General features: G+C 43.2%; 20 protein-coding genes. All 20 read right to left on the bottom strand.

Going from position 1 to position 22,693, the window contains the following annotated elements; all coding sequences use genetic code 11:
• Positions 1-74: 74 nt before the first annotated feature.
• Positions 75-1,640 carry a ribonuclease Y gene (gene rny, locus E4U82_RS02100; protein ID WP_135108372.1) on the bottom strand — a complete coding sequence of 522 codons (1,566 nt, stop codon included), beginning with the start codon at positions 1,638-1,640 and terminating at the stop codon, positions 75-77.
• Positions 1,641-1,968: 328 nt separating this feature from the next.
• A complete protein-coding gene (gene recA, locus E4U82_RS02095; protein WP_135108371.1) occupies positions 1,969-3,018 on the bottom strand; it encodes a recombinase RecA in 1,050 nt (349 codons plus the stop codon).
• A 177-nt stretch (positions 3,019-3,195) separates the two neighbouring features.
• Positions 3,196-4,443: a competence/damage-inducible protein A gene (locus E4U82_RS02090; protein ID WP_135108370.1), complete on the bottom strand. Its 1,248-nt coding sequence runs from the start codon at positions 4,441-4,443 to the stop codon at positions 3,196-3,198.
• Positions 4,440-5,018: a CDP-diacylglycerol--glycerol-3-phosphate 3-phosphatidyltransferase gene (gene pgsA / locus E4U82_RS02085; protein ID WP_135108369.1), complete on the bottom strand. Its 579-nt coding sequence runs from the start codon at positions 5,016-5,018 to the stop codon at positions 4,440-4,442. The genes E4U82_RS02090 and pgsA overlap by 4 nt, the downstream gene beginning before the upstream one ends.
• Before the next feature lie 184 nt (positions 5,019-5,202).
• Positions 5,203-6,117, bottom strand: a complete 915-nt coding sequence (locus E4U82_RS02080; protein ID WP_135108368.1) for a helix-turn-helix domain-containing protein — start codon at positions 6,115-6,117, stop codon at positions 5,203-5,205.
• A gap of 17 nt (positions 6,118-6,134) precedes the next feature.
• Entirely contained in the window at positions 6,135-6,923 is a 789-nt protein-coding gene (locus tag E4U82_RS02075) for a YmfK family protein (protein ID WP_135108367.1), read from the bottom strand.
• A gap of 130 nt (positions 6,924-7,053) precedes the next feature.
• Positions 7,054-7,311 (bottom strand): DUF3243 domain-containing protein, encoded by a 258-nt coding sequence (locus tag E4U82_RS02070; RefSeq protein WP_135108366.1) that lies wholly within the window; start codon positions 7,309-7,311, stop codon positions 7,054-7,056.
• A 68-nt stretch (positions 7,312-7,379) separates the two neighbouring features.
• Complete coding sequence (gene ymfI, locus E4U82_RS02065) at positions 7,380-8,102, bottom strand: elongation factor P 5-aminopentanone reductase (protein WP_135108365.1); 723 nt, start codon at positions 8,100-8,102, stop codon at positions 7,380-7,382.
• 9 nt (positions 8,103-8,111) lie between these two features.
• The gene (yfmH, locus tag E4U82_RS02060; RefSeq protein WP_135108364.1) at positions 8,112-9,395 is read right to left on the bottom strand and encodes an EF-P 5-aminopentanol modification-associated protein YfmH; all 1,284 of its coding nucleotides are present in this window, start codon (positions 9,393-9,395) and stop codon (positions 8,112-8,114) included.
• Positions 9,388-10,677, bottom strand: a complete 1,290-nt coding sequence (gene yfmF, locus E4U82_RS02055; RefSeq protein ID WP_135108363.1) for an EF-P 5-aminopentanol modification-associated protein YfmF — start codon at positions 10,675-10,677, stop codon at positions 9,388-9,390. Before yfmF ends, yfmH begins: the two co-directional genes overlap by 8 nt.
• A gap of 118 nt (positions 10,678-10,795) precedes the next feature.
• Positions 10,796-11,755: an ABC transporter permease gene (locus tag E4U82_RS02050; protein WP_135108362.1), complete on the bottom strand. Its 960-nt coding sequence runs from the start codon at positions 11,753-11,755 to the stop codon at positions 10,796-10,798.
• The gene (locus tag E4U82_RS02045) at positions 11,756-12,802 is read right to left on the bottom strand and encodes an ABC transporter permease (RefSeq protein ID WP_167751293.1); all 1,047 of its coding nucleotides are present in this window, start codon (positions 12,800-12,802) and stop codon (positions 11,756-11,758) included.
• Positions 12,802-14,328 (bottom strand): ABC transporter ATP-binding protein, encoded by a 1,527-nt coding sequence (locus E4U82_RS02040; RefSeq protein WP_135108360.1) that lies wholly within the window; start codon positions 14,326-14,328, stop codon positions 12,802-12,804. Before E4U82_RS02040 ends, E4U82_RS02045 begins: the two co-directional genes overlap by 1 nt.
• Positions 14,329-14,503: 175 nt before the next feature.
• Entirely contained in the window at positions 14,504-15,628 is a 1,125-nt protein-coding gene (locus E4U82_RS02035; protein WP_135108359.1) for a BMP family lipoprotein, read from the bottom strand.
• 325 nt (positions 15,629-15,953) lie between these two features.
• A complete protein-coding gene (locus E4U82_RS02030) occupies positions 15,954-16,679 on the bottom strand; it encodes a GntR family transcriptional regulator (protein ID WP_135108358.1) in 726 nt (241 codons plus the stop codon).
• Between the two features lie 233 nt (positions 16,680-16,912).
• Positions 16,913-19,210: an FtsK/SpoIIIE family DNA translocase gene (locus E4U82_RS02025; RefSeq protein WP_135108435.1), complete on the bottom strand. Its 2,298-nt coding sequence runs from the start codon at positions 19,208-19,210 to the stop codon at positions 16,913-16,915.
• A 230-nt stretch (positions 19,211-19,440) separates the two neighbouring features.
• Positions 19,441-19,644: a YlzJ-like family protein gene (locus E4U82_RS02020; protein ID WP_135108357.1), complete on the bottom strand. Its 204-nt coding sequence runs from the start codon at positions 19,642-19,644 to the stop codon at positions 19,441-19,443.
• Positions 19,644-20,378 carry a ClpP family protease gene (locus E4U82_RS02015; protein WP_135108356.1) on the bottom strand — a complete coding sequence of 245 codons (735 nt, stop codon included), beginning with the start codon at positions 20,376-20,378 and terminating at the stop codon, positions 19,644-19,646. The genes E4U82_RS02020 and E4U82_RS02015 overlap by 1 nt, the downstream gene beginning before the upstream one ends.
• A 127-nt stretch (positions 20,379-20,505) precedes the next feature.
• Positions 20,506-21,375 (bottom strand): 4-hydroxy-tetrahydrodipicolinate synthase, encoded by an 870-nt coding sequence (gene dapA / locus E4U82_RS02010; protein WP_135108434.1) that lies wholly within the window; start codon positions 21,373-21,375, stop codon positions 20,506-20,508.
• Between the two features lie 71 nt (positions 21,376-21,446).
• Positions 21,447-22,679: an aspartate kinase gene (gene dapG / locus E4U82_RS02005; protein WP_135108355.1), complete on the bottom strand. Its 1,233-nt coding sequence runs from the start codon at positions 22,677-22,679 to the stop codon at positions 21,447-21,449.
• Between the last annotated feature and the right edge of the window lie 14 nt (positions 22,680-22,693).

Genomic DNA, 22,693 nt, shown 5'->3' with positions numbered 1-22,693 from the left:
TCCTCGGGTCAGTCGACTTCCTTCACCTTGCTTCATAAGGGGAGTCGGCTAATCGGGTGCTTACACTTTTAATGTTATTTTGCATACTCTACTGCTCTTGTCTCTCTGATGACGGTTACTTTGATATGTCCAGGATAATTAAGTTCGCCTTCAATTTGTTTACGGATATCACGTGCGATTCGAACAGAGTCAATATCATCAATTTCATCGGGCTTAACCATGATTCGAACTTCTCTGCCGGCCTGGATGGCGAAGGACTTCTCTACACCTGCAAAAGACTCTGAAATTTCCTCCAGTCGTTCGAGACGTTTAATATAATTTTCCAACGTTTCGCTTCTGGCTCCAGGTCTGGCAGCTGATAACGCGTCGGCCGCAGCAACCAGAACAGCAATGATGGAAGTCGCCTCTTCATCACCGTGGTGAGAAGCAATTGAATTGATGACAACCTCATGTTCTTTATACTTAACCCCAAGTTCCTTACCAATTTCAACATGGCTACCCTCAACTTCATGATCAATTGCTTTACCAATATCATGAAGCAAGCCGGCTCTTTTAGCCAGGGTTTCATCTTCACCTAACTCTGCAGCAAGCAATCCTGAAAGATACGCTACTTCAGTGGAGTGCTTCAACACATTTTGACCATAACTCGTACGATATTTCAGACGGCCGAGGATTTTAACAAGATCCGGATGCAGTCCGTGAATACCGACCTCAAACGTTGTCTCTTCGCCAACTTCGCGAATATAGTCATCAACGTCACGTCTCGCCTTATCAACCATTTCCTCGATTCTGGCCGGATGTATTCTCCCGTCCTGTACAAGTTTTTCCAACGCCATACGGGCAATTTCCCGGCGTACTGGATCAAACCCTGACAAAACGACAGCTTCCGGTGTATCGTCAATGATTAAGTCGATTCCGGTTAATGTTTCAAGCGTACGAATATTGCGTCCTTCGCGACCGATTATCCGGCCTTTCATTTCATCATTTGGAAGGTTTACAACAGATACGGTTGTTTCGGCAACGTGATCTGCAGCACAACGCTGTAAGGCAAGCGAAAGAATGCTTTTAGCCTTTTTATCCGCTTCCTCTTTGGCACGGTTTTCAGCTTCTTTCACCATTAACGCTGATTCGTGGTTAACCTCTTGCTCAACCCGTTCCAAAATAATCTGTTTAGCCTGGTCAGTTGTATAACCGGAAATGCGCTCAAGCTCCGTTTGCTGCTCATTAAGCATCGCTTCCACTTTGCTTTCCATTTCTTCAATTTGTTGTTGTTTTTCTGTTAATGATTCTTCTTTTCCCTCCAGCATCGTTTCACGCTTATCAAGCGTTTCGTTTTTTCTATCCAGATTTTCTTCTTTTTGCATTAGACGATTTTCCTGCTTTTGTACTTCCAATCGCCGTTCACGTAAGTCCTCTTCTGTCTGCTGACGAAGATTATGATTCTCATCTTTCGCCTCAAGAAGTGCCTCTTTCTTGGCAGCATCCGCATTCCGATGTGCCTCATCTACTATTTGTTTGGCCAAGTTTTCCGCACTGGAAATTTTAGCTTCTGCAATAGATTTACGAATCAGATAACCAACAACAATACCGACGATCAGGATTAAGGCAAGCAAAATGGAGATGATTAAGGGATTATCCATGATTTCACCTCCTATTGCTATAAAGTTGTACAATTGATTCATTATTGTCGGCATGTACAATGTTCAATAATAAATAATTAAGCTGTATAATAATAGAAAATTATACAACTTAATTTTACTGATCCCATTGGCTAATGTCAAGAAATCGTAATAGTTATTGCATAAAAATAAAGTGAAGCGTCGTTCAGCAGAGGTTTCCTTCCGCTTCGCTTATTTTATTTGTTTCCATCTTAAAATCTTGAAGTGTGGTCGTATAGCTCGTTGAGGCGGATAAAGTAAGTCCTTTGCTAATCCTTGTCAGCAAAGGACTTATTCAAACGAACACCAGTTAAACATCCATTCTTTCCTGATCCCCTTCTTGGGATCCTTCTTCAGTTTCTTCTTCCGGTGTCTCGTCCATATGATAATGTGTGCGGATAGCCTGGTGGATCTCCATTTTAATACCTTCGTTTTCTTTCAGGAACTGTTTGGCATTCTCCCTGCCTTGTCCAAGCCGTTCACCATTATAGGAATACCATGCACCGCTTTTTTGAACAATATCAAGGTCTGAACCTATATCCAGTATTTCGCCTACCCTGGAAATACCTTCACCGTACATAATATCAACTTCCGCCTGTTTAAACGGAGGGGCTACTTTATTTTTAACAACTTTCAACCTGGCTTTATTTCCTACCATCTCATTCCCTTGCTTTAACGTTTCTGCTCGGCGTACTTCCAATCTGACAGATGAATAGAACTTAAGAGCCCGTCCACCCGGTGTTGTTTCCGGATTACCGAACATTACCCCTACCTTTTCTCTAATCTGGTTGATAAATACGGCCGTTGTTTTCGATTTGTTGATAGCCCCGGAAAGCTTCCGCAGTGCCTGAGACATCAAACGTGCCTGCAACCCGACGTGTGCATCTCCCATCTCACCTTCGATTTCCGCTTTCGGAACCAGTGCGGCTACCGAATCCACTACAATAATGTCAACGGCACCACTCCGGACAAGTGCTTCGGCAATCTCCAGTGCTTGCTCACCTGTATCCGGCTGTGACAAAAGCAATTCTTCAATATTAACACCGAGCGCCCGTGCGTATGTCGGATCAAGTGCATGCTCAGCATCAATAAACGCAGCCTGACCACCCTGCTGTTGAGCTTCAGCAATCGCGTGCAGCGCAACAGTTGTTTTACCGGAAGATTCTGGACCGTAAATTTCGACAACACGCCCCCGCGGGTAACCTCCAATACCTAAAGCGACATCCAAAGCAAGTGATCCGCTTGGAATCGTTGCAATCTTTTGGCCCTCTTGCTCACCCAGTTTCATAATTGAACCTTTTCCAAACTGTTTTTCAATTTGTTTTAACGCCATATCTAAAGCTTGTTTTTTATCTCCCAATGCACGTTCCTCCTTATGAATAACCTAATTACATCATACTCCTTTTGTGGAGATTTGCCAAGAATAAAACGAATAAATGTTCTCATATTTTTCAGGTGTTCTTTTCTCCATAAAGGGATTTTAATAGATAACGAGACACAAAAAATTAATTTCCAGGAAAAAACCTGGCCAATAACTTTAATTTAACAAATTAAATAAAAGCTCATATCCTTTTGTGACTGTCCGTCTCCGAATGGTTTGCCGGTTACCCGCGAAGGTATATTTTCGGGTCAACTGTTTCCCTGATTGATCATGCAGGGCAATATATACCGTGCCTGCCTGATGACCCTCAATGCTGTCAGGGCCGGCCACTCCGGTGAAACTGATTCCGATATCAGCCTTCAGTAGTGAACAGGCGTTTTCAGCCATAGCTGCAGCACATTCTCCACTAATGGTGCCATATTGCCGAATAAGATCTTCAGGGATGTGCAGGACGTTTTCTTTCACCTTTGTATCATAGCAGACTATGCCGCCGCGGCACACATCAGAAGCCCCGGGTACTGATATCAGTTTGTCAGTAAACATACCGCCCGTTAAACTTTCAGCAGCTCCCACGGACACATCCTTCTTTTTCAGCAATGCCAAAACCTTTTCTTCCAGCGTCTGATCATCGACCCCGTAATAATGGCCGCCAACCCGGTCGAGAATTTCCTGCTTTGTCCGATTAATCACGTCAGTTGCCTCATCACTTGTCGCTGCCTTGGACGTGAGCCTGATGGCGACACCTTCATTTTGTGCTAAAGGGGCGATTGTTGGATTTGTCTGCTCGTGAATTAAATCCCGCAGTTCATGCTCAAGACGAGATTCACCAATGCCGGTAAAACGGAGCATGGTTGACTGGATCACCATCTTTTCCCCTGCTAGTTGCTGCAATTGAGGCAGGACACTATACGTCATCATCTGCTTCATCTCTCGTGGCACACCCGGCAAAAAAAACCACGTTTTACCCTCGTGGGAAAGCGACATGCCTGCTGCCATGCCTGTGTTATTTTCGATCACGTCACTCCCTGCAAAAACACGTGCCTGTTTTCTATTATTGGGCGTCATGTCCGTTTTTTGCTTTTGAAAAAAAGCTTCAATCTTCTTCATGGCTGGTTCATGTTCAACAATATCTGCTCCAGTAATTTGCTGAAAAGCTTCGCGGGTCAGGTCGTCTTCTGTCGGCCCCAGCCCCCCCGTAACAATCATGACATCAGACCGATTGCCGGAAATTCGGAACTGCTCTTCAACCCGCTTGAGATTATCACCGACAACAGCATGATGGTGAACATTTATTCCAATCGAAGCTAATTTTTCCGATATCCATTGTGCATTTGTATTGGCAATCTGTCCCAATAATAACTCTGTGCCGACTGCAACAATTTCGGCATTGATGTTTTTCATCATTTGGAATCCCTCATTACATGCCAGTTTTTCACAAAATAATCATATCCTGATGCAACGGTAAAAAATAACGATATATACAGCATAATCATCCCGAGTGGAAGACCGGCATAAGAAAATGGAAAATCATGTAATAATAATAGCGCAATGGCGATCATTTGGGTAGCGGTTTTTAGTTTTCCCATGTTTCCTGCCGCAAGCACAATTCCTTCACCTGCTGCCACAAGACGTAAACCCGTTACAGCAAGCTCCCTGCTGATGATAATGATCGCAATCCATCCCGGGGCCATTCCCATTTCTACCAGCAAAATCAATGCTGCAGCAACGAGCAGCTTGTCAGCCAGGGGATCCAGAAATTTCCCCAGATTCGTTACTAAATCATATTTTCTAGCATAGTACCCATCAACCCAATCAGTTGCCGCTGCAATGATAAACAATAAAGCGGCAATAAAATGCGCAACCGGTAAAACTGTTTCCCCAGTGCTCCATTCTCCCCAATTGAACGGAACAGCCAGCAAAATAATAAAAATAGGGATTAAACAAATTCGTGAAAGCGTCATCTTGTTAGGTATATTCACACGATTTCCCTCCTGCATGTAAAACCCTTCCCTCATTATCAGTAAGGAAAGGCTTGAACAAGTAACTTCCATTTTCCCCGCCTTATCGGGCAGTATACACATACGCGGGGAGCAACTGCCTATACGAAGTCTATTCTGTTCAACCAACATTGAGCAGAAACAACCATCGTTTCGGTTTAGTCGACTATTCACCTGCATGATTAATGTTAACCCAAATTTTTTGAAACACTTCTTCATCAGGGTTAACAGGGTATTCAAGTGCAGCCCCATCGATTGTGATATCTAAAGCTGGTGCGTTCCCGACACTGAACCAGACACGATCCGTACTGGACAAATCCACTTCAACCGGCGAATTGTCGGTACTAACCATACCTGAAAACAAAGACTCCCCATTGTCATTTTCCACTTCGAGCCAGGAGTCTCCTTCCGCCTCGACTGTAGCGGTAACATCATCGCCCGCATTTTTCAGATTAAGGGTTGATTCCGGTGAATTACCTGTGCCCTCTTCCTCAACGGTCAATTCAGGCTGCTCTTTCTCAGATTTGGCATCCGCGTTCCCTTCATTGGTTTCTTCTGATTCGGAATCACTTCCCGCGCTGGAACCATCATCTTCTGCCCCGGCATTTTCCTGACTGTCTTCATCGCTATTATAGGTTACCTCGTTATCATCCTGTGGCTGAGCAGGTTCATTACTTTCCTCAGAGGCTGAACCTTGTAGGAAAAACCATACCACAAAGACGATGCCAATCACCAGCAACACGACAATGACTGTCGGAATGAAGGAAAACACAGCAGTGCTTTTGGCCGGGTTATTATCTTTGCGTGATCGTTGAATATGTGAATATTGAGGTGTCCTTTCCTCTTCGGGCTGGGGTACGTCCGCTTTATATTCTTCCAGCAATTCATTCGGATCAAGTCCAACTGCTGCAGCATACTCTTTAATAAACGCACGCGCATAAAACGTTCCCGGTAATATTTTGAAATTTCCTTGCTCAATGGCCTCTAGATATCGCTTTTGTATTTTTGTTGTCTCCTGCAAACTTTCAAGCGACAAATTTTGCTCTTCTCTTGCTTCTTTCAGTCTTTCTCCGATCTCCATCGCTAACACCATCCATTTTAAAAGTCAAACATCGAAAATCCGTTTTCTTGGCTAAAAGTGTTGTTTACCGGTTCATATGTGATTTCCTCATGTTCGTCACTGCGCAGCTCAATAATATAATCAAAATCATCCAGTTTGTATTCGGTGGCCTGGACGAACATATCAGGGTGTTCAACAACTTTGATGGCGGGAAGCTGCATAATTTCCCTGATAAGCTCCCAATGCTTTTCATTAGCCCGGCGCGTTGAAACAATTCCATCAATTATATACAAATTATCATGATTGTATTCATCTTTAATAAGCTGACTTCGAATGGTTTGTTTAAGTAATGTACTTGAAACGAACAGCCACCGCTTATTAGCACAGACACTGGCTGCTACAACCGATTCCGTCTTTCCAACCCGTGGCATTCCGCGTATTCCAATTAATTTGTGTCCTTCCTTTTTATACAGTTCTGCCATAAAGTCGACTAAAATACCCAAATCATCCCTGACAAATCGGAATGTTTTTCTGTCATCCGCATCACTCTGGATATACCGGCCATGTCTTACGGCAAGTTTATCACGCATCTTTGGTTTGCGGACTTTTTTAATTTTTATCGTATCCATTGTTTGCATAATTGATTTTAATCTTGTAATCTGTTCATCTTCCCTGGAAAGCAGCAACATGCCTCTTCGCGATTCTGCCACGCCATTAATGGATAGAATATTAATGGAAAGCATACCAAGCAGGGAGGAAATGTCTCCTAATAAACCAGGCCGATTATATTGTATCTCATATTCCAGGTACCATTCTGTTTTCTCCATAACAAACCCCTTATACGATTTAACTAGTATAGTACTATAATAAAGTATTTTATGAAGGAAGAAAAGGAGATTGTAAAGATAATCGGGAAAAAATAAAGAAGCTGCCTCCTGCAGCTTCTTTATTTTACATTTATGCGTTTCCCTGGTTTTGTACTAACTTAACCATCGCACTGGCAATTGCATGTCGTTCATCCTCAGATGCAGCAGTCCAAATCTCCTGCAGAACAGCTTCTTCATTGTTCTTGGCATCTGTATTCGCTGCCAGATAGTCACCAACCTCATAAGCCATGTTCGATATCGTTTGCTGCCCCATTCCTTGAGATTGTGCCTGCTGCAGTCTGTCGGCCAAAAATCCCTTCCATGAGTCAAAATTATCGAGAACGGACATTTCATCTGCCTCCTTCAATTTTTTACATGTATAGTATTTGTTTTATAGTCCTGATTATACATAGGATTTTAGGACCTCCAGCCACCACTCACATGAATAATCTCTCCGTGGATGTAATCTGACCGTTCATCCATCAGAAAACGAACGGTATTGGCAACATCCTCTGAAGTTCCGGCCCGATTTGCCGGGATGTCATGAATAATCTCTTCTTTTGCTTCAGCCGACAAGTGCTGGTTCATTTTTGTATCGATAAAACCGGGACTCACCGCATTTACGGCTATACCGGAAGTCGCTACTTCTTTGGCCAGAGCTTTAACAAAACTGTTTTGGGCGCCTTTAACAGATGAATAAACCACTTCATTGCCTGCACCAGCTTCCCCCCATACAGACGTAATAAAAAGAATCCTGCCATGTTTCTCCCGTATCATCGAAGGAAGAACGTGCTTTGTAATCGTCCATGGTGCCTTCACATGCAACGTCAGCATGGATTCCATTGTTTGTTCATCCGTGTCCTGGAATAATCCGTAGTACGCACTGCCACCCGCAAATATGACCGCATCAACCGGAAACACGAGCTGATTTAAGAGATGATTTATACCGGCCTGATCACTTAAATCAGCTTGTATTTCCATCAGGATGGATTGATTATTCAAACGTCTCCGATTGGCTTCCATGGCGCGAATGTTCCGGTTATAATGCAGCATCAGCTGCCAGCCTTCCTTGGCAAGCCGCATGACAATCGATCTGCCAATATCGCCGCTGGCACCAATAATCAATACATTTTTCTCCATTAAAATCCCCTATTCGTTCACTATTTTGCACACCGCTATCCGATCATCATCAATCCAATTCTGTACGAAAATGTTAAAGTCTTCGGCCGTTAATGACTGGATGGCAGGAATTATATTAAATAAATCAACATCCACCGTATCATAATAAATATATTTATTGGCCACGAATTCCAGTGAATTCATCGCCCGCAGTAATTGCCCGATTTTCTTTTTCTTCATACGGTCAATTTCTTCAGGAGTGAACACAGTCCCATCGGCAGATTTCAGCAACTCTCGCACCGTATCCGCAAAATGATCTGGTTCACTCGTGTTACCGCCAATAAATGTATAGCCAAAATTTTTCTCCAACGTTGTTTCAAAATAAAAGCTGGCATCAATCAGCTGCTGGTCATACAGCTGTTGATAAAATGGGCCACCCCTGGAAAAATAATAATCAACAATCATACTTTGAAGCAGGTCTTTCTTCAAAAATGCTTCACCGCTCAGTCCAGATGCTGACTCTTTGATACCAACCGTACATTTTGGAATCGACACAGGCATGATCATTTTATTCTCTTTTTTGGCTGCTGAAGCAGGTTCTTGAGGGTATTCACGCCTGATGTGATCCAATTGGTCAAAGTGTTTCGACCCTTGATTGTGCTGGATCAGACCCATCATCTGCTGCGGGTCAAAATTACCGGCAATGAACAACGTCATGTTTTCCGGATGATAAAACGTGTTGTAACACGTATATAAATCTTCTTTTGTAATCGTTTGAATGGAATCGACCGTACCCGCGATATCAATTTTCACCGGATGCTTATGGAACAGGGCTCTCAGCGTCCCCATAAACGATTGCCAGTCAGACTGATCATTGTACATTTCGATTTCCTGAGCAATAATGCCCTTTTCTTTTTCTACCGATTTCTCCGAAAAGTAAGGGTCTTGGACAAAATCAAGCAGTGTTTCAACATTTTTTTCAATTTGATTCGTCGCTGTGAATAAGTAGGCGGTTTTGGTGAAAGAAGTATATGCATTTGCTGATGCTCCCTGCCGGCCGAAGTCAGCAAACACATCACGATCCTCTTTTTCAAACATCTTATGTTCCAGGAAATGGGCGACCCCTTCCGGGACTGTGACTTGTTCGGTTCCATTAATCGGAACAAAAGTCTGGTCGATCGATCCGAAATTGGTGGAAAATATGCCATACGTTTTGGCCATCTCTGGTTTAGACAACAGAAAAACGGTCAAACCATTCTCCAGTTTTTCTTTATAGACAGTCTCTTCAATATGGCCATATGACTGTTTATTCATCTGAATCACTCCCTTGAGCGGTCAATAAATAAATGGTGTCCAACTCCAGTTTACTGGCAACCTGTATGACATCTTCTTTGCTGACACGTTTAATACCTTCCATTAAGGTATCCGGGGACCGATCCGTTTCGCCGACAACCTGCTGATAAAGCAATTCAACCAATCCTTTCGAATGATCCGTTGTTTCAAGCATCTGATGAATGATCAGTTCTTTTGTATTGGCCATGTCTCCTTCGGAAAAATCACCCTTTTTCATGGCATCCATTTGCCGTTCAATGATTTCCCTTGCCTGCTGATAATCTTCAGGTGCAATGCCACTGAACACAAACAATAATCCTTTATGACTTTCAAATTGTGACGCCGCGTAGTAAGCAAGGCTGTTTTTTTCCCGGACATTGATAAACAATTTAGAACTTGGAAACCCGCCAAATAATCCATTAAAAACATGCAACGCAAAATAGTCATCATCCTGGAACGTAATATGGGTCCGATAGCCGAAGTGTAATTTTGCCTGTTGAATGCGCTGTTTTTCAATGACAACATGTGGCTCTTCCTTTTGTTTTTCCACTTCCAGTACATCTTCTTGCAGCATCGAGCTACCCTCACGCTGAAATGCTGAAAAGAGTTTCGCTTTCATGTCGTCACAGTCAATATCCCCTGAGACATAAATATCGAGCTGATCTTCTTGTAACAGGGACTGGTAATACGCATATAAGTTTTCGGCCGTTATCCACTCCAAATCGTCTTCATATCCGTGTACGTGCAGTTGATACCGTTCATCATGACACATCTCATCGATGAGCCGCATATTGGCGAAATGTATTTTATCATCTGTAATAGCATTTATTTTTTGTTTCAATGTATTCTTTTCCCTGTCTACAACAGCAGGAGGAAAAGCACCATCCGGATGATTGGGATTGAAAATAATCTCCTTGAACAGCGTAACGGCCTCATCGATGATGGCAGATTCCTCTGAAATAAATTTTTGGTTGGCTGTTTCAAGACGAATTGTCACAATATGATGATTACCTTTTTTGGAACCATCCATTGTTAGGACTGCACCGTATAAATGATCCAATTTCTTCTGAAGAGTACTCCGATCAGGATAGGATGATGTGCCCTGCTGCAGTACATATGGCAGCAACGCACGCTGTGTTATCGTATCTTGTTTCAATGGGGCCATAAACTTAGCTGTTATAGAAATCGTTTTGAATTTTTCAGTTGGCACAAAATGAAAATTGATTCCATTTTTGTACACGACCTCTTCATAGGTTTCATTCATTCAGGGTCCTCCCTTATGTAAACCGTTTAATCCGTTCTTCCTTAGTGTGGCTTATATACCTTATTATATTATAGCAAAAACCTGAGCTGCTTATTATAAAAGCAACTCAGGCACAGTATTAGCGTGTCCCTTTTATATATGGCTCACCATTGGCTCTTGGTGCTTCAGCACGCCCAATGAACCCAGCCAATGCCAAAATCGTTAATATATATGGAGCGATCAGCAGGAATACTTGTGGTACATCTTCAAGTACTGGGACACCGCCGCTGATGACACTCAAACTTTGAGCAAAGCCAAAAAACAACGCAGCTCCCATCGCCCCCAGCGGATGCCATTTTCCGAAAATGACGGCCGCCAATGACATAAAGCCCTGCCCGACGATGGTCGCATGGGAAAAGTTCAATGCGATCGTCAGCGCAAACACCGATCCGCCCAAACCGCCGAGTGCACCCGAGAGGATAACAGCGATGTAACGCATTTTGTAAACACTTATTCCGTTTGTGTCTGCAGCCATTGGATGTTCCCCTACCGAACGAAGACGCAGGCCAAAGGGCGTTTTATAAAGGACGTACCATGCCACAAATGACAAAGCAATTGCCAAATATGACGTCCAATAGATACCCTGGAAGAATATGTCGCCTATCACTGGTATATCAGAAAGAAATGGAATGTCCCGGGTGAAAAACTGGTGGGACACCATGTCCGTTTGGCCCCTTCCATACCATTGTTTAGTTAGAAACACTCCCAAACCTAAAGCCAGGAAGTTGATGGCCACACCGCTGACAACCTGATCTGCACGGAATGACACGGCAGCAACAGCATGAATAACAGAGAAAAGGGCTGAGACAACCATTGCAACAAATATGGATACCCATGGCGCCCAGACGCCAAGCGCATCACCAAATGTCAGATTAAATATAATGCCGACAAATGCTCCCATGACCATTAAGCCTTCCAGTCCTATGTTGACAACACCGGAACGTTCACTGAATACTCCGCCTAATGCTGTAAATATTAAAGGCGCTGAAAAGAACAATGCCGGTGGAATAATCGACTGCAAGAGATCAACAAGTCCCATTTATTTCTCCTCCTTTTTAAAGCGAAGTATAACCCAGCGAATGATATAACTTGACGCAACAAAGAAAATAATCAGCGCGATAATAATATCAACCAATTCGGTCGGCACTCCTGCTTCGGTTGGCATATTTAAAGCACCTACTTTGAGTGTACCGAACAAAAGGGCGGCCAGCACAACACCTAAAGCAGTATTGGCACCTAACAAAGCAACAGCTATCCCGTCAAAACCAAGATTGTTAAATCCCGATTGCACAGACATATAACCAAAGGTTCCCAGCCCTTCCATTGAACCGGCCATGCCAGCAAAAGCCCCGGCAATAACCATGGACAGAATGATATTCCGCTTTACACTCATACCGGCATATTTGGAAGCATGTTGATTAAAACCGACTGATTTAAGCTCATACCCTATCGTTGTCCGTTCAATTAGGAACCACATAATAACAGCCGCAAACAGGGCAATGAATATCCCGTAATGCATACGGGAAAAAAACGTCATGTTTTGAAACCACTCTGATGCCAGTGATGCTGTCGCGGCAACATCTGGTGTTTTATCTTCATTGTCCGACAGAACATTCCTGACAATCGCGTTGGCGGAATATAATGCCGTGTAGTTTAACATAATGGTTATAATCACTTCATGCACGCCTCTGGTTGCCTTTAAAAGACCTGGTATGAACCCCCATAATGCCCCGGCAGCAGCTGCAGCAATAATCGCTAAAGGCAAATGAATATACATGGGAGCTTCAATTGTTGTACCAACCCATACGGCAGCAAGCCATCCGACAATCACCTGTCCTTCAGCACCAATATTGAAAAGGCCAGTTCGAAAGGCGAATGCTACCGCCAAACCTGTTAATATGTAGGGCGTCACTTGTCGGATTGTTTCACCGAAATAGTATAAATCACCGAATGCGCCATTCCACAATGCCACATATCCTGTAATCGGATTATAACCAAAGCCAAGCATGATAAGTGCCCCGGCAAACAAACCAATCAAAACAGAAATAAGTGGAACAAGAATATTAAAAAGTCTATTGGAATTCATTATTTTCCACCTGCCTTTTCTTTCTTGCTTCCCGCCATTAGCAGACCAAGCTCATTTTCATCCGTCTCATCAGGTTTAACTTCCGCAACATTTTTTCCGTCAAACATGACAGCAATCCGGTCACTGACATCCAGTATTTCATCCAGCTCAAACGAAATTAATAACACGGCTTTCCCTTTATCCCGTTCTTCTATCAATCTTTTGTGAATAAATTCAATTGCTCCGACATCCAATCCTCTTGTCGGTTGAGCTGCAATCAGCAAATCCGGTGACCGGTCCACTTCCCGACCGATAATGGCTTTTTGCTGATTACCCCCGGATAAAGCACTTGCTTTCGTATAGGCGCTTGGAGTTCTGACATCGTATTCCTCAATTAATGCATTCGCCTTTTTATAAATCTCTTTTTTGTTCAATATTTTGTATTTTGAATATGGTTTCTTATAATAGGTTTGCAGCACCATATTTTCGCCAATCGTATAATCCAGGACCAGACCATATTTATGACGGTCCTGTGGAATATGGCCTATTCCGCTTTCGGTGACTTTTCGAGGGGAGAGATTAGTAATTTCTTTATCTCTCACTAAAATATTTCCGGATTCGGATTTTTGAAGACCGGTGATCGCCTCGATCAATTCGGATTGGCCGTTACCGTCTACACCAGCAACTCCAACAATTTCACCGGCGCGCACTTCCAGATTCATTCCTTTTACCATCTCGACTTTGCGGCTGTCTTTTACCACCAGATCCCGGACTTTCAGCACTGTTTCCTCAGGTTCAGATGGCCTCTTCTCCACCTCAAAACTGACATCTCTGCCGACCATAAGCGAAGCAAGCTCTGTAACGGAAGTGTCAGCTACATTGACCGTGTCAATTCCTCTCCCTTTGCGAATCACTGTACACCGCTCACTTATCTCCATAATTTCTTTTAATTTATGCGTAATTAGAATAATGGATTTGCCCTCATCGGTCAGCGCGTTCATTATCTGCATCAGCTCAGTTATTTCTTGTGGTGTTAACACGGCGGTCGGCTCGTCAAAAATTAAGACCTCTGCACCACGGTAAAGTGTTTTTAAAATTTCCACCCGTTGCTGCATCCCAACCGATATATCTCTAATCCTCGCGGTAGCATCAACTTTCAGGCCATACCTGTCTGATAACGCCTGAACTTCTTGCTCTGCCTTTCGCAGATTGATTTTGCCGAATGTTGTCGGCTCACTCCCCAAAATAATGTTTTGAGTAACTGTGAATGGTTCGACCAGCATGAAGTGCTGATGAACCATTCCAATTCCCAGTTCGTTGGCGACATTTGGATCGGTGATTTTGGCTTCTTCGCCATTAACACGAATTTGCCCTTTTTCCGGCGCATACAAGCCAAATAGCACATTCATCAATGTCGACTTTCCAGCGCCATTTTCACCTAACAAAGCGTGAATTTCACCTTTTTTAAGCTGTAACGTCACATTATCATTGGCAACAACGCCGGGAAACTCTTTGCGTATATTTAACATTTCAACGACATAATCCACGTTTGATCACTCCTTAGGTTGAAGTTGATTTTGTGAAATCAACGAATAGCTCAATTAAAAATTGCCAAATGAAAAGGGGGAGGAGGTAACACTTCATTTGAAAATTTTTACTTTTTGGGCTGTTCAATTCAGAAGAAAAAGACTGGCCTGGACCAGCCTTTTTCTATCAATCATTTTAAAGTGAATCTAGATAGTCATCCAATTCATCATGTGTTTGTGGTACTTCTACTTCACCGTCAATGATTTTCTGTTTCCACTCATCAACGGCCCCGGAGATTTCCTCCGTGTAGGCCTCTTCATTAGTGTCAGCAAGTCCGACGCCTTCGTCTTCAACCCCAAATTCCAATGCCTCACCGCCGGGGAAATCACCATTCATGGCTTGATTGCTTACTTCCTGCACGGAATTGTCCACACGTTTAATCATTGATGTTAATGTGACGTTATGATCACCGATCTCACCTTCTGCGTATTGATCACGGTCAACCCCGATCACCCAGATTTCACGGTCAGGCTCATTGTTTTTAATGTCTTTTGCCTGTGCAAATACCCCATTGCCTGTCGCACCAGACGAGTGGTAAATAACATCGATTTCATTGGAATACATGTTGCTTGCAATCAACTTTCCATCATCCGGAGCATCGAAAGCGCCCGCATATTGAACATCAATTTCAATATCAGGATTCACCGTTTTCACACCCGCTCTGAAGCCGGATTCGAATTTATTAATCAGGTCGGAATCCGTACCACCTACAAAGCCAACTTTATTTGTTTTTGTTTTCTTCGCAGCTGCCACACCGGCAAGGAATGAACCTTCATGGTCGGCGAACGTAATACTTGCGATATTATCGCCTTCAACAACAGAGTCAACAATCGCAAAGTTTGTGTCAGGATATTGCTCTGCGACATCTTTAATGGCATCTTCCAATTTGTACCCGATCCCAAACACCAAATTATATTCTTCACGGACAAGTGTATTCAAATTTGGCAAATAGTCTGAGTCGCTGTTTGATTGAGCATAATCAAACCCTTTTCCCTTTTCCAGACTGTGCTCTTCTCCCCACGCCTTGAGTCCTTCCCATGCAGACTGGTTAAACGACTTGTCATCAACACCGCCAACGTCCGTTACCATTCCGGCCGAAAAGTCGGTTGATGCTTCTTCACCCGATTCATTGCCTTCATTGTCTGAGGCGGCTTCAGAATCAGTGCTTCCTTCTCCAGAGTCACCGCCACCACAGGCTGCCAGTAGCATTCCAAGACTCAGCAACAAAGCAAATAATAAAACAAATTTCCGGTTTTTCACACTTAATACCCCCTGGTTTTAAAAAAGATGGATGGCAAATTAACATACTTAGATATTGACTGACTTTATTTCACGATCACCTCCTTAAAGTACGTGTTCAAAAAAGAGGAGAAAAGACCGCCAGGCGAAGTCCCCGTGTGACAATTACGGGCCTCTCCATTAACACGTCCATCGCGTCAACGTTCAAGGAAGTGCGAGTTCCCGTGCATCGACTTATACACGTTGAATTCCTCGCCGGCGTTTAACGTGAAGGGGTTTAGCAGAAGTACTATTCCGACGTGTCATTTTCACCAATCTTTTTACACCTGCTCTTAAATGAAATCCCTTACACACGTTTCCTTAAAACGTGGAAACTGAATAAATCTGAACGGAAGAAGTTTGCAGAATACAACACCGGCTCATCTTCATCGGTATAGTGCATTTGTTTCAATAACAACAATGATTGCTCTGGATCACATTTTAAAATGTCATAGATTCGATCGTGGTAGCTGACAGGCTCAATGTATGTAACGGCATAAGCTATATGTTTCCCGGAAAACTCTTCCATTAATTTAAATAATGAATCAGCTTTGTGTACACAATCCAATGGTATTAAACCCACTGGCAGTTTATCAATACAAAACACGACAGGTACATTATCTGCAGTCCGGACACGTTCGATTTTTGCTAATGTATTCATTTTCTTTGGTGAAAATTTCAATTGCTCGTCTTCTGTAGGTTCCTGGATTTCTGTGGACAGGAATTGAGATCCAGGCATCTTCCCGGACTGCTCAATCATATTCGTAACACTGTTCAGTTGTTCAATCCCCGACGAAAAAATAGGCTTGGGATTGACGAATGTACCGACACCATGCCGGCGCGTTACAATATTTTCCTCTTCAAGAATCCTTAATGCTTCACGCAGTGTCGCACGGGAGACTCCCAGATCCCTGGAAAGCTGAAATTCTGATGGGAGTTTTTGTTTTGTTTTATATTTACCGCTTTCAATATCACGTTTGATTTGATCAATAACTTGTAAGTATAAATGACGCGAATCGATCTTAAGCGACACGATGTCCCTCCCCCTTAATTCACGTTTCTCAGATATATATCAATCTATCAGAGATCTGACATCTGACGTATGACTAATCTATAGTTCGACATAAATATAACACGTTCTACAGAATAAATAAATAGTTATAGGCAAAGTTTCTCAAAATTTATTTGATCCCACCACAACTGGCAGGACCAAAGATTCATTGAAAACGGACAGCCTTTATGGATCATGTCCGTTCAATTGGTGAATTATGAGGTTTTTTCATCACTGGACTGAGATACAAGGACTGTTCGGGGTTTACTTCCCTCATAAGGTCCGACAATACCGCGGTCCTCCATGGCATCGATTAAGCGCGCTGCCCTTGTGTAGCCAATCCGAAAACGCCGCTGCAGCATGGATACGCTGGCACTTTGCATTTCTGTTATCATTTGCACAGCATCATCGTATAATTCATCATCAACATCTGAGGTCACTTCACTTGTTTCTTCGGGAATCATTTCTTCCTGATACGAAGCTTTTTGCTGATCAATGCAATGGTCAACAATCCGCTCCACTTCTTCATCAGATAAAAATGCACCCTGAACTCTGGTAGGTTTAGAGGACCCCACAGGCATAAACAACATATCACCGCGGCCCAACAATTTCTCAGCACCACCGGAGTCCAAAATAGTCCGTGAATCCGTAGCAGATGAGACACTGAATGCTATACGGGATGGGATATTTGCTTTAATGACACCTGTAATGACATCAACAGACGGACGCTGTGTTGCAAGTATCAAATGAATCCCGGCAGCCCGTGCCATTTGGGCTAGTCTTGTAATAGCATCTTCAACATCATTGGAAGCAACCATCATCAAATCAGCTAGCTCGTCCACCAATACAACAATATACGGCAAGTTTGGCTGCTTTTCTTCCTCCGACGCTGTCTGGTTATACCTGTGAATGTACTCGTTGTAACCTTCGATGTTACGGGTTCCTGTTTCAGAAAACAAATCATATCGTCGTTCCATTTCAGCTACGACCTTTTTCAATGCTCTTGAAGCCTTTTTCGGGTCGGTGACAACCGGCGTCAATAAATGTGGTATGCCATTATACACATTCAATTCAACTTTTTTCGGATCAATCATCATCATTTTAACTTCATGTGGTTTGGCACGCATCAGAATCGTTGTAATGATTCCATTCACACAAACACTTTTCCCGCTTCCAGTTGCGCCGGCAATCAGCATATGTGGCATTTTACTCAGTTCGGAGACGATAGCATCCCCGGAAATATCTCGACCGAGTGCAAATAATAGTTTGGAAGATTGTTTTGAGAATGTATTATCCAGTACTTCTCTTAGTGAGACCATCGCTATTTCCTGGTTAGGCACTTCAATACCTACAGCGGATTTACCGGGTATCGGCGCCTCAATGCGAATATCTTTTGCTGCTAAGGCAAGTGCCAGATCGTCATGTAAATTAACAATTTTGCTGACTTTTACACCGGCTTCAGGATATACTTCATATTTCGTAACGGCAGGGCCGACATGTACTTTAGTTACTCTAGCTTTAACCCCGAAACTGTTAAATGTTCGTTCCAGTTTTCTGACTGTCGCCTGAATTTGTGACTTTTCCTGCTGTTGTGAGCTATGCGTTGGTTCAGCAAGCAAGTTTAATGATGGCAATTCATATTCATGATTTTCAGCTTCAGTCATCGGCAGTGGACTATCGTCTTGCACTTGTATTTCTGTATTGGCCGTATCATCCGTATTAGCTGTTTCCTGTACAGCATCCGTATGATGTTCCGGTTCACGCGTGTCGAAAGAATAAGCCACATCCGTAAAATCCTGAATAACAGGCTCCTTATCTTGCGCTGGTTCATGATCGGGTTCCGGCTGCATTTCATAACCATCACTCTGAGTGGACTCCAGACGTTTTTCGCGGGCTGCCGTCATGCGTTCTTTAATCGATTTGACCATCTCTGTCAGGCGTTTACTCCACTTAGAAAAGAATTCACCCAATGAAAACTCAGTCATAAACATAATACCGATTAAAATTGAAAAAACAGCCACGATTTTGGCGCCAACGGAAGAAAATAAAAAATAACAAAATGTAAACAGAATAGCTCCCAGCATTCCGCCGCCTGTCTGTAAAGAATCAGCACTGCCTTCTACAAAAGCAAAGAACTGATTCCATGTTGCCTGGAGAATCGACGTTTCTTCTGAGGAAACAAGCAATCTTTCATATGTTTGAATGTGCGTCAGTAATAAGACGCCTCCAAATATGATATAAAAACCTATTAATTTTTTACTGAAAAAGTAGGGGAACCGACGTTTTACCATTAAAACGATCCCGGTCACAAGTAAAAATAATGAAGCGATAAAATACCAGATCCCAAGAAAAAACCTGAAAATATGTTCAAGACCACCAGGAATTGCCCCATCACTAATAGCACTGGCACCACTGCCAAAAATGGCCAGAAATATAAATAATAGTCCCAGCAATTCATATTTCACTTGCTTATTTAATTGATTTTTCTTTTTCCTTCTTTTTTTCTTTGCCACACGAATCACCTCACTTGCCATAGACATGATGTTTTTAAAATGTTGTCGTTCCCCTGTAACAGCAAACCCCTGCCAAACAGCAGGCAAGGGTGCTTGTACCGTCACAGAAAAACTGATTCCAGATGATAAGAAAAACGAAGTCTCCCACTACAAAAAATAGCCTTACTGAAAGCCAATTTTTTCTATACAATTAGTTCCATTATAGCACAGTTTTCAACGTTTAGCGCTGATTAACGCAAAATTGTCCCCGGCATAAAGTCAGCATTCATAAAATCCTGCGGGTCAGTGGAAAGCAATTGTAACACCTGAAATTGGCCATCCTCCATTTCTTCAACATATAACTGTCTTCCATTATAGGAAACACACTGCCGTTTCTGAAATTCTTGTTCTGAGGATGGGAAAATGTCTGTTATCGATAACGGGGTGTATAACATTACTGAATCACCTGTTCTTCCGGTCCCTGATGATCTCCAATCATTTCATTTAACTTAAGCATGGCATGGCTGACACCGCCTACCCCGTCGATTAATCCGTACTCAACTGCGTCCGTTCCGATCACGTTCGTTCCAATATCTCTAGTCAGGTTTCCTTTTGCAAACATTAACTCTTTAAACTTTTCTTCTTCAATGTCTGAGTGTTGGACAACAAAATCGATCACTCTGTCTTGCATCTTATCCATATATTCAAATGTTTGCGGGACGCCGATGACTAAACCATTTAATCGAATTGGATGGATGGTCATGGTCGCCGTTGGGGCTATAAAGGAATGATCCGCGGAAACAGCGATTGGTACACCAATCGAATGTCCGCCCCCTAAAACAATCGAAACAGTCGGTTTGGAAATGGAGGCGATCATCTCAGATAAAGCAAGTCCCGCTTCCACGTCCCCTCCGACTGTGTTCAATAGGATAATCAGCCCTTCTATTTTAGGGTTTTGTTCAACCGCTATAAGCTGTGGTAACAAGTGTTCGTATTTGGTTGTTTTGTTTTGTGCCGGCAGCTGCACATGTCCTTCAACTTGTCCGATAATCGACAGCACGTGAGTATTGGAATCAGGGGCTGTCGGAACATTGCTTTGACCTAATTGCTGAATTTTTTGAACCAGGGATGAATTGTTGGCCTGCTCCTCCTGATTTTTATCCTCTTTCTTTGATGGATCCTTTTCCATTTATGGACACTCCTTTTTTTCATACTTTTCCATTTGGAATGACACCTGTCATTTAGTATGAACGTTATGGGGATGAACCATGCAAATGAATCCATAAAAATATCGGCAGTAAAAAATGCCGATATTCTTAACATTGCATTAAATTTTTTAATGCTTCTTTTTCGGGATCCGTCAGAGGAACCAATGGCAGACGAACGCTGCCGACATCAATTCCTTTCATGTTCAGTGCTGTTTTAACCGGTACGGGAGAGGGCTGCGCGAATAAACCCTTCATGATCGGCAGCAGTCTGCGGTGCATGGAAGCTGCTGTGGTCACATCACCTGACTGATAGGCACGAACCATATCCTGAATCTCATTTCCCGCCACGTGGGATGCCACCGATACAACGCCATCAGACCCAAGGGAAAGCATTGGCAGAGTAATGCTGTCCTCACCACTATAAACAAGAAAATCATCTGATGTCTGTTCAATAATTTCCGAAACCTGATCAAGGTCCCCGCTTGCCTCTTTTACAGCCACGATATTATTGATTTCGCTTAACCGAACAATGGTGTCTGCATTCATTTTGACCACAGAGCGTCCAGGGATATTGTAGAGCATCACCGGAAGTGTTGTCTCTTTAGCAATTGCCGTGAAATGCTGATAAAGTCCCTCCTCGTTTGGTTTATTGTAATAAGGGACCACGAGCATAACACCATCTGCACCGGCTTCTTCTGCTGCTTTTGTCAATGTAATGGATGCTTCTGTATGGTTGCTCCCTGTGCCCGCAATTACTGGCACCCGATTATTGGCGATTTTTACCGTATGCCTGAAAAGAGCTATCTTTTCATCATTCGAAAGTGTCGGTGACTCACCTGTCGTCCCGCCGACAACCAACCCTTCACTTCCATTGTCCAGCAAATATTCAATCAGTTCCGTTGTTTGGGCAAAATCAATCTGTCCATTCGCATCAAATGGCGTCACCATCGCTGTTAATACTTTACCAAAGTCCATGATAAACACCTTCTTTATCTAATTAATCATACACAATAAGCAAAACCAGTCATGATCGTCTCTTTGCACAAGTGCTATACAGGGTTTTTATCCGCAGTATTTAAGGTAAAAACATCATGTAAGGCATTGACTGCCGGTTTTAAATCTTTCTCGTGAATAAGCACCCAAATGGTTGTATGGCTGTCTGCTGATTGTAATATTTGAACCCCGGCATTTGTCAGCGATTGGACGATTTTTGATGCGACACCCGGGACACCGGTCATCCCTGCACCAACCGCAGAAACTTTGGCACAGTTTTCGGTGATTTCCGGGTAAAAGCCCAGCGTTTTTAAAATGTGTACAGCTTTTTCCGCATGCGTATCCGGAACAGTGTAAAGGACTCCAGTTGGGGAAATGTTAATAAAGTCCACGGAAATGCCCGCTTCAGCCATGGCTTTAAAAACTTCCGACTGCAGCCGGTGTGTTTCCTCTTTCGTCTGGACACTAATTTGTGTTATGGAAGCCATATGGGCAATGCCGGTAATCAGGCGATCCGGAATATCTGTACCCTTCTCTTGAACCCTGGATGCGGTAATCAGCGTTCCTTCATCCTCAACATACGTTGACCGCACACGCATGGGTATTTTTGCTTGCATCGCAATTTCCACAGCCCTTGGATGGATAACCTTGGCGCCTTGATAAGCAAGGTTGCATATTTCCGTATAGGTAACAATATCCAGCGGCCTTGCTGATGAAACCATGCTCGGATCAGCGGTCATAATGCCGTTAACATCGGTGAAAACTTCGATCCGTTCCGCGTTTACAGCAGCTCCTATGGCAGCAGCAGTTGTGTCACTGCCACCTCTCCCAATCGTTGTCATTTCACCCTCAGTTGTTTGCCCCTGAAAACCAGCCACAACTACGACGTCATGATCCTCGAATTCTTGAAGCACACGGTCCGGCTTGACTTCTTTGATTTTCGCCTGGTTGAAATCATCATTTGTAATGAAGCCTGCCTGTGCCCCTGTCAGAGCAGTGGCATTGATATGACTTTTTTGCAGCTCATTTGATAAAACAACCGATGCGATTGTCTCACCACACGACATGAGTATATCCAGTTCACGGTTGGAATTATAATTTTTCGGAAAATCAACCAAATCCAGCAACGAATCAGTTGCATAGGGTGCAGGTTTTCGTCCTAAAGCAGATACAACGACGACTATCTTATAATTGTTCATGAGGGCATTTTTAATGTGTCGGATAACATGAGAGCGGTTTTCTTCTGTCTGAACAGAAGTTCCACCAAATTTTTGGACTAATAGCTGCATTGTACCACCTCTAT

Source organism: Lentibacillus salicampi, from assembly GCF_004565465.1.
In the GTDB taxonomy this organism is placed as follows: domain Bacteria; phylum Bacillota; class Bacilli; order Bacillales; family Amphibacillaceae; genus Lentibacillus; species Lentibacillus salicampi.
Note: the sequence above shows the minus strand (reverse complement) of the source record. Positions and strands in the feature narration are given on the sequence as shown.

Coding starts and splice junctions, on each gene's coding strand:
- rny (WP_135108372.1), bottom strand. CDS start 1,640: ATGGATAATCCCTTAATCATCTCCATTTTGCTTGCCTTAATCCTGATC.
- E4U82_RS02090 (WP_135108370.1), bottom strand. CDS start 4,443: ATGATGAAAAACATCAATGCCGAAATTGTTGCAGTCGGCACAGAGTTA.
- E4U82_RS02080 (WP_135108368.1), bottom strand. CDS start 6,117: ATGGAGATCGGAGAAAGACTGAAAGAAGCAAGAGAAGAGCAAAATTTG.
- E4U82_RS02075 (WP_135108367.1), bottom strand. CDS start 6,923: ATGGAGAAAACAGAATGGTACCTGGAATATGAGATACAATATAATCGG.
- E4U82_RS02070 (WP_135108366.1), bottom strand. CDS start 7,311: ATGTCCGTTCTCGATAATTTTGACTCATGGAAGGGATTTTTGGCCGAC.
- ymfI (WP_135108365.1), bottom strand. CDS start 8,102: ATGGAGAAAAATGTATTGATTATTGGTGCCAGCGGCGATATTGGCAGA.
- yfmH (WP_135108364.1), bottom strand. CDS start 9,395: ATGAATAAACAGTCATATGGCCATATTGAAGAGACTGTCTATAAAGAA.
- yfmF (WP_135108363.1), bottom strand. CDS start 10,677: ATGAATGAAACCTATGAAGAGGTCGTGTACAAAAATGGAATCAATTTT.
- E4U82_RS02050 (WP_135108362.1), bottom strand. CDS start 11,755: ATGGGACTTGTTGATCTCTTGCAGTCGATTATTCCACCGGCATTGTTC.
- E4U82_RS02045 (WP_167751293.1), bottom strand. CDS start 12,802: ATGAATTCCAATAGACTTTTTAATATTCTTGTTCCACTTATTTCTGTT.
- E4U82_RS02020 (WP_135108357.1), bottom strand. CDS start 19,644: ATGTTATACACCCCGTTATCGATAACAGACATTTTCCCATCCTCAGAA.
- E4U82_RS02015 (WP_135108356.1), bottom strand. CDS start 20,378: ATGGAAAAGGATCCATCAAAGAAAGAGGATAAAAATCAGGAGGAGCAG.
- dapG (WP_135108355.1), bottom strand. CDS start 22,679: ATGCAGCTATTAGTCCAAAAATTTGGTGGAACTTCTGTTCAGACAGAA.